The sequence below is a fragment of the Rhodobacter capsulatus genome, assembly GCF_003254295.1.
Classification (GTDB): domain Bacteria; phylum Pseudomonadota; class Alphaproteobacteria; order Rhodobacterales; family Rhodobacteraceae; genus Rhodobacter; species Rhodobacter capsulatus.
This window is the reverse complement of sequence record NZ_QKZO01000001.1, coordinates 492,436-499,662: the sequence shown is the minus strand read 5'-3', so window position 1 is coordinate 499,662 and position 7,227 is coordinate 492,436. Positions and strand designations below refer to the sequence as shown.

Annotated in this window: 9 protein-coding genes; all 9 read left to right on the top strand. The window is 66.7% G+C overall.

All coding sequences use genetic code 11. From position 1 onward, the window contains the following. On the top strand, positions 1–1,245 hold a 1,245-nt coding region (gene nifB, locus LY44_RS02415; RefSeq protein WP_111395943.1), incomplete at its 5' end, for a nitrogenase cofactor biosynthesis protein NifB. Between the two features lie 10 nt (positions 1,246–1,255). After that, complete coding sequence (locus tag LY44_RS02410) at positions 1,256–1,993, top strand: 4Fe4S-binding leucine-rich repeat protein (protein WP_055213170.1); 738 nt, start codon at positions 1,256–1,258, stop codon at positions 1,991–1,993. A 3-nt stretch (positions 1,994–1,996) separates the two neighbouring features. Beyond that, entirely contained in the window at positions 1,997–2,350 is a 354-nt protein-coding gene (locus LY44_RS02405; protein WP_065118438.1) for a nitrogen fixation protein NifZ, read from the top strand. Further along, on the top strand, positions 2,347–2,559 hold the full coding sequence (nifT, locus tag LY44_RS02400) for a putative nitrogen fixation protein NifT (protein ID WP_055213172.1): 213 nt from the start codon (positions 2,347–2,349) through the stop codon (positions 2,557–2,559). The genes LY44_RS02405 and nifT overlap by 4 nt, the downstream gene beginning before the upstream one ends. A gap of 2 nt (positions 2,560–2,561) precedes the next feature. After that, entirely contained in the window at positions 2,562–3,395 is an 834-nt protein-coding gene (locus LY44_RS02395) for an SIR2 family NAD-dependent protein deacylase (protein WP_055213174.1), read from the top strand. A gap of 159 nt (positions 3,396–3,554) precedes the next feature. Then, on the top strand, positions 3,555–3,761 hold the full coding sequence (locus LY44_RS02390) for a TOBE domain-containing protein (protein WP_013068958.1): 207 nt from the start codon (positions 3,555–3,557) through the stop codon (positions 3,759–3,761). Positions 3,762–3,886: 125 nt separating this feature from the next. Next, on the top strand, positions 3,887–4,852 hold the full coding sequence (locus LY44_RS02385) for an NAD(P)H-binding protein (protein WP_081024543.1): 966 nt from the start codon (positions 3,887–3,889) through the stop codon (positions 4,850–4,852). 87 nt (positions 4,853–4,939) lie between these two features. Continuing rightward, the gene (gene msrB, locus LY44_RS02380) at positions 4,940–5,410 is read left to right on the top strand and encodes a peptide-methionine (R)-S-oxide reductase MsrB (RefSeq protein ID WP_055213176.1); all 471 of its coding nucleotides are present in this window, start codon (positions 4,940–4,942) and stop codon (positions 5,408–5,410) included. Between the two features lie 3 nt (positions 5,411–5,413). Beyond that, positions 5,414–7,222, top strand: coding sequence for a cytochrome c biogenesis protein DipZ (locus tag LY44_RS02375; protein WP_055213178.1), 1,809 nt, complete (start codon positions 5,414–5,416; stop codon positions 7,220–7,222). Positions 7,223–7,227: the final 5 nt, after the last annotated feature.

Below are 7,227 nucleotides of genomic sequence, written 5' to 3'. Positions count from 1 at the left end.
AATTACTGCAACCGCAAATACGATTGTTCGAACGAAAGCCGCCCCGGGGTGGTGTCGGAGCGGCTGACGCCGGCGCAGGCCGCGCGCAAGGTGATTGCGGTGGCCAACGAAGTGCCGCAGCTCTCGGTTCTGGGCATCGCCGGGCCGGGCGACAGCGCCTATGACTGGCAGAAAACAAGGGAAACTTTTCGGCTGGTGACGGCGCAGATCCCCGATATCAAGCTGTGTCTGTCCTCGAACGGTCTGGCGCTGCCCGATCACCTGGACGAGCTGGTCGAGATGAATGTCGATCACGTCACGATCACCATCAACATGATCGACCCCGAGGTGGGGGCAAAGATCTACCCTTGGATCTTTCACAACCGCCAGCGGATCTACGGCGTGGAAGCCAGCCGCATCCTGCACGAACGGCAGATGGAGGCGCTGGACGGCCTCGTGGCGCGGGGCATTCTGGTCAAGGTGAATTCGGTGCTGATCCCCGGCATCAATGACGCACACCTGCTGGAGGTGAACCGCGAAGTCAAACGCCGCGGCGCGTTTTTGCACAACATCATGCCGCTGATTTCGGCGCCCGAACATGGCACGCATTTCGGTCTGACCGGGCAGCGCGGGCCCACCGCGGCCGAGCTTCTGGCGGTGCAGGAGGCCTGCGCGGGCGGCGCCAATCTGATGAAGCACTGCCGCCAGTGCCGCGCCGATGCGGTGGGGTTTCTTGGCGAGGATCGGGGTCAGGAATTCACCCTGGATCTGGTGCCCGAGGCGCCGGTCTATGACGGCGCGGCGCGCGAAACCTATCGCGACTGGGTGGGGGCCGAGCGCGAAGACCGCCGCGCCGCGGCAAAAGCCGCGCAGGAAGCGACCGAGGCGGCCTGCGCGGCGAGCTCGCCGAAGCTTCTGGTGGCGGTGACGACCCAGGGCGGCGGCCGGATCAACCAGCATTTCGGCCATGCGACCGAGTTCCAGGTCTTCGAGGTCGACGCGACCGGCGTGCGCTTCGCCTTTCACCGCCGCTGCGACAACTATTGCGTCGACGGCGGCGGCGAGGAAGACCGGCTCGAGCGCGTCATCGCGGCGCTTGACGGCATCGACACGGTCCTGGTCGCAAAGATCGGCGACTGCCCGCGCGAGGGCCTGGCCGCCGCCGGAATCACCGCGCTCGACAGCTGGGCGCAGGACTATATCGAACCCGCAATCTCAACCCTCTACCGCGAAAGAATGGCCCAAAAACAAGCCATCACCGCGTAAGGATTCAGGCATGCCCGAAGGCCCCGAACCGCTCGACTGGACTGGCAAGGCGCTGGAATGCGGCGCCTGCCGGTTCCATGACCGGCTGGAGAGCGGGCAATGCGGGCTGGGCTGGTCCTGCCTGAATGATCGCTACGCCAAGCGGATCGAGCGGTTCTTCACCCTCAACCCGGAACTGGCCGATGAAAACCTGAGCCATCCCCATTTCGAAACCCGGGTGCAGGCGGCGCGGACGGCCTCGGTCTTCCGGCTGCCGCGGCTTCTGGCCGACGAAGATCCTGCCGTGCGCGGCATGGCGGTGTTGCGCCTGCCCGCGGCCCATGCGGAACGGCTGATCCGCGACCCGGACCGCGCCGTGCGCATTGCGGTGGCGCATCGGTTGCCGCCCGGTCAACTGCTGCCGATGCTGCAGGACAGGGACGGCCATGTCCGGCTGATCGTTGCCCGGCGTGCCGAGCCGGGGATGCTGCCGATGCTTTGTGCCGACCCCGATCCCGAGGTCCGCGCCGAGGTCGCCCGTCGCATCGCGCCCGCTTGTCTCGACCGTTTCCGCACCGACCCAGAGCCGCTGGTGCGGCGCATGGCGGCGCGGCGGCGGCCCGGGCTGTTCGTGACGGATGACGATATCCGCGTCCGCCACGCCGTTGCCGAGGAAGGCGGGCGCGAGGAATTGCGCCGCCTTGTTGCAGACCCCGAAGAGATCATCCGCGAGACCGCGATCCAGCGGCTTGCCCATATGAAGGAGTGACCCATGTCGACCGACGACCGTGAAATCGAGGTCTACCGCGCCCCCGCCTACCGGCCGGGCGACAAGGTGATCGCCCGCAAGCAGGTGAAGAACGACGGCACCATGGCCGGGTTCGAGATCGGCGACATCGTGGTGAAAAAGGGCGATGTCGGCTATGTCCGCGACATCGGCGTGTTCCTGTCGCAATTCTACATCTACGCCATCGACTTCATCGAGCGCGGCTCGATCGTCGGCATGCGCGAAAAGGAAATCAAGCCCGCCGGGACCCTTGCCGCGCGCGAGGCCGAACATGCGCTGCAATCCCATATCGTGACCCGCGCAAGCCTTGCGCAAACTGCAAAGGAACTGCCCCGATGAAAGTGATGATTCGCGAAACCGCCAAGGGGATCGAAGCCTATGTGCCGAAGAAGGACCTCGAGGAAATGGTGGTCGAACAGGAGAAACCCGGGCTTTGGGGCGGCTGGGCGAAGCTGGCCAATGGCTGGGTCTTTGCCATGCCCGCCTTCGACACGCCGCCGCAGTTGCCGGTGACGGTCGAGGCGCGCAAGATTTCCGACGAGGACTGAGCATGACCGACATCGCGCTTCTGGAAACCGTCATGGCCGAGGTGGGGGCGGGCCGTCGCATCCCCTATCTGGGCCCCGAGGTCTCGGCCTTGTCGGGCGGGCAGGCGCCCGGCACGACGGCCGAGCTGTGCCGCAGGCTGGAAGCCGAGGTCCGGGTGCCGCGCCGCGCCGCGGGCAATCTGTGGGCGGTGGCGCAATATATCGAAAGCCGGAAATTCCGCGCCACGCTCGACGCGCTGGTGCGCAAGGCTTTCGTCGGCCGCCCCGACCGGCCCAATCCGGTGCATGACTGGCTGGCCGCGATGCGGGTGCCGATGGTCGTCGACACCTGGTATGACGAGGGTCTCCTGCGCGCCTTCGGCCCCGGCGATGGCGATTGGGGCCATGTGCAGGGGATCAGCCGGGCAGGGACGCATTCCGACGCTTTCACCGCCGCCTTCGACAGTTTCGGCACCCCCGTCGCCGCCGCCGATCCGGCGTGGACATCGCTGATCTACAAGCCGCATGGCCTCGTGCGGATGGGGTCTTCGTTCCTGCTCTCGGACGCCGATTACGTCGAGGTGCTGACCGAGATCGACATCCAGACGCCGATCCCCGAAGAGGTGCGCGAACGCCGCACCGGGCGGCCGTTCCTGTTCCTGGGCTGCCGCTTCGATGACCAGCTGTTGCGCATCTATGCCCGCCAGATCGCCAAGCGTTCTGCCCCCGGCCATGTCGCGGTGATCCCCGGGCCGCTGACGAAGATGGAGGAGAAGTTCCTGGAAGAGCTGCAGATCCGTCGTCTGGATCTGCCGCTCTCGGCGCTGACCGACCTTCTGACCGTGCCCGAGGGTTGAGCGCGCGTCCCGCCGCCGGAGGAGGAGCCATGCGATCACCGCATGGCTCCGATATGTAAATTTTTCTCATATTGTCAAAGAGGTAGCAAAGGTTAACACTGGCCTTGCCGCAAGAAATTGGCAAAAATCGACTCAATCTCTCCGGGAAAGGACCCCCCGATGAAACTCAGCGCACGCAATATTCTGGCGGGCAAGGTGACCGCTGTCGAGACCGGCAATGTCACCACCCATGTCAAGATCGACATCGGCGGCACCGTCGTCACCGCCTCGATCACCAATGAAGCCGCCGCCGATCTGGCGCTGAAGGTCGGCGACGAGGCCTGCGCGATCATCAAGGCCTCCGACGTCATCGTCGGCAAGAACTGATCGAACGACCAGGGCGGGGGGCGCGGCCGGGCGGCTGCGCCCCCTTCCTTTGGCCCTGCGCCAAACTGCATCTGGCCGCGCCCGTGCATCCTGCTAAGGTGCGGGCGCGAAGAGGGGGCCTTGCGATGAACGATCTGAAATACCGTGTTCTTTTGCTGGGGGGCACCGGCACCATCGGCCGCGCCACTGCCGCTGCGCTGCTGGCGGCCGGGCATGGCGTCTGGGCGCTGGTGCGTCCGGGCACCGATCCGGCGAAGCTGCCCGGCTGCACGCTGATCGAGGCCGACGTGAGCCATCCCGACACCGTCGCCCGGGTGCTGAAAGATCATCCCTGCGCGGCGATCGTGTCCTGTCTTGCCTCGCGCACCGGGCTGCCCGCCGACGCCTGGGCGATCGACGACCGCGCCCATGCCCATGCGCTGGAAGCGGCGATGGAGGCGCGGGTGCGCAAATTCGTGCTGCTCTCCGCCATTTGCGTGCAAAAACCCTATCTGGAGTTCCAGAAGGCGAAACTGGCCTTCGAGGCGCAGCTGCGCGGCTCGCCCTTGGAATGGTCGATCGTGCGGCCGACGGCGTTTTTCAAATCGCTTTCGGGGCAGATCCCGCGGGTGCAGGCGGGCAAGCCCTTCCTGGTCTTCGGCGATGGCCGCATCACCGCCTGCAAGCCGATTTCCGATGCCGATCTGGGGCGGTTCATCACCTCCTGCCTGAGCGATCCCGAGAAGATCCGCAAAGTGCTGCCCATCGGCGGCCCCGGGCCCGCGCTCACGCCGCTCGATCAGGCGGCGATGCTGGAGCGGCTGACCGGCAAGCCGGTGAAGATCCGGCATGTGACGCCGAAGCTGATGGATGCGATCGTCGGCGTTCTGAGCCTTTTGGGCAAATTTTCCCCGAAACTGGCCGCCAAGGCGGAGCTGGCCCGGATCGGGCGCTATTATGCCTCGGAATCGATGCTGCTGTGGAACCCGGTCAAGGGCTGCTATGATCCTGATGCGACGCCGGAATATGGCACCGAGCGGTTCGAGGATTACGTCGCCGCGATGCTGCGCGGCGAGATTGCCGATGACCGCGGCGATCACGCGATCTTTTAGCGCATTCACGAAAGCGTTGCCCGCGGCCGCGTGACGGCGGCCGTTAGCGCCCTAATTGATGCTTCGGATCAAGCTGCGGAGGAGCGCATGAACCGGAGACATCTTCTTCTTTCGGCCGGTCTGGCGGCCGTCGGGCTGGCGGCGCACAAGGCCGCCGCCGAAACATTCGAGGTCGTGCACAGCGACGAGGAGTGGCGCAAGCTCTTGTCGCCCGAGGCCTATTCGGTCCTGCGCAAGGAGGGCACGGAATATCCCTACACCAGCCCCTTGGAGCAGGAACACCGCAAAGGCAGCTTTGCCTGTGCGGGCTGCGGGCAGGCGTTGTTTTCGTCCGAGACGAAATTCGACAGCGGCACCGGCTGGCCCAGTTTCTACCAGCCGATTTCCGAAACCGCGGTGGGCACCCGCATTGACGGTGCGCTGATGATGACCCGGACCGAGGTGCATTGCGCCCGCTGCGGCGGCCATCTGGGCCATGTGTTTGAGGACGGCCCGCCACCGACCGGGCTGCGCTATTGCATGAACGGCGTCGCCATGACCTTCACCCCGGAGACCTAAGCGATGACCCTTGCCCTTCTGGCCTGGCTCGGCGGGGTGCTGACGATCCTCAGCCCCTGCATCCTGCCGGTTTTGCCCTTCGTCTTTGCCCGCGCCGGAAAACCCTTTTTGACGAATGGCTTGCCGATGCTGGCCGGGATGGCGCTGGCCTTTGCCGCGGTGGCAAGCCTTGCCGCCGTGGGCGGCGGCTGGGCGGTGACGGCAAATGGCTGGGGGCGGGGGATCGCGCTGACCCTTCTGGGCCTGTTCGGGCTGATGCTTCTGTTCCCCGCGCTGTCCGAACGGCTGACCCGGCCGCTTGTCGCGCTGGGCAACCGCGCTTCGGGGCGGGGCGAGGGGGCCTTCGGTTCGGCCGCTTTGGGCGTGGCCACCGGGCTTTTGTGGGCGCCCTGCGCCGGGCCGATCCTTGGCCTGATCCTGACCGGGGCGGCGCTGAACGGGGCGAGCGTCGCGACGACGGGGCTTTTGTTCGCCTATGCGCTGGGGGCGGCGACGGCGCTGGCCGTGGCGCTGCTGGCCGGGGGGCGGGTCTTCGCGCTGATGAAGCGCAGCCTTGGCTTTGGCGAGGGGCTGCGGCGTGGTCTGGGCGCGCTGGTTCTGGCGGCGGTCGCGGCGATTGCTTTGGGGCTCGATACCGGGCTTTTGACCCGGCTTTCGACCGCCTCGACGAACCGGCTCGAAGCCGCGCTGCTGACCCGCTTCGGCCCCGAGGGCAGCACGGTGATGCAACCCGCCCCGGCGATGACGGGTGGTCCGGCAATGACGGGCGGGCCTGCGATGACGGGCGGGCCTGCGATGACCGGAGGCCCCGCGATGATGGCGGGCCCGGCGATGGTGGCCAAGGGCCAGCCCGAGGCCCTGCCGGTCGAGGGGCAGATGCCCGATCTGACCGGCGCGGTGCAATGGCTCAATTCCCCGCCGCTCACCGCAGCGCAACTGCGCGGCAAGGTCGTGCTGATCGACTTCTGGACCTATTCCTGCATCAACTGCCTGCGGGCGCTGCCGCATGTGCAGGCCTGGGATGCCGCCTATCGCGACAAGGGGCTGGTGGTGATCGGCGTGCATGCGCCGGAATTCGCCTTTGAAAAGAACCCGGCCAATGTCGAAAAGGCGGTCCGCGATCTGGGCATCACCTATCCCGTGGCGCTCGACAATGATTACGCGCTGTGGCGGGCGTTTTCGAACCGCTACTGGCCCGCGCATTATTTCATCGATGCCAAGGGGCAGATCCGTCACCACCATTTCGGCGAGGGCGGCTATGAGCAGTCCGAACAGGTGATCCGCAGCCTTCTGGCCGAGGCCGGGGCCAGCCCCGACACCACAGCGCAGGTGCAGGCCGCGGGCGTCTCTGCCCCCGCCGACATGCGCGATGTGCTCTCGCCCGAGACCTATCTGGGCCATGCCCGCGCCAGCGGCAACCTGAACGCCGAGGGGCTGATCGCCGATCAGCCGCACCGCTACACCGCGCCCGATCTGCGGCTCAACGAATGGGCGCTGGCGGGCGACTGGACCGTGGGGGCCGAGGCCGCGCAGCTGAATGCCCCCGGCGGCAGCGTGACGATGCGCTTTCACGCCCGCGACCTGCATCTGGTGCTGGCCCCCGGCGCCGCGCCGGTGCCCTTTACCGTGACGATCGACGGGCAGCCCCCCGGCGCCGATGCCGGGCTTGACGTCGATGCCGCGGGCCGGGGCATCGTGACCGAAGACCGGCTTTATCAGCTTTACCGCGCCAAGGGGCCGGTCACCGACCACCTGTTCGAGATCCGCTTCGACGCCCCCGGCGTTCAGGCCTTCGCCTTCACCTTTGGATAAAGGAT

Excerpts from the sequence above, each read along its gene's own strand:
- LY44_RS02410 (WP_055213170.1), top strand. The coding sequence starts at position 1,256 with ATGCCCGAAGGCCCCGAACCGCTCGACTGGACTGGCAAGGCGCTGGAA.
- LY44_RS02405 (WP_065118438.1), top strand. The coding sequence starts at position 1,997 with ATGTCGACCGACGACCGTGAAATCGAGGTCTACCGCGCCCCCGCCTAC.
- nifT (WP_055213172.1), top strand. The coding sequence starts at position 2,347 with ATGAAAGTGATGATTCGCGAAACCGCCAAGGGGATCGAAGCCTATGTG.
- LY44_RS02395 (WP_055213174.1), top strand. The coding sequence starts at position 2,562 with ATGACCGACATCGCGCTTCTGGAAACCGTCATGGCCGAGGTGGGGGCG.
- LY44_RS02390 (WP_013068958.1), top strand. The coding sequence starts at position 3,555 with ATGAAACTCAGCGCACGCAATATTCTGGCGGGCAAGGTGACCGCTGTC.
- LY44_RS02385 (WP_081024543.1), top strand. The coding sequence starts at position 3,887 with ATGAACGATCTGAAATACCGTGTTCTTTTGCTGGGGGGCACCGGCACC.
- msrB (WP_055213176.1), top strand. The coding sequence starts at position 4,940 with ATGAACCGGAGACATCTTCTTCTTTCGGCCGGTCTGGCGGCCGTCGGG.
- LY44_RS02375 (WP_055213178.1), top strand. The coding sequence starts at position 5,414 with ATGACCCTTGCCCTTCTGGCCTGGCTCGGCGGGGTGCTGACGATCCTC.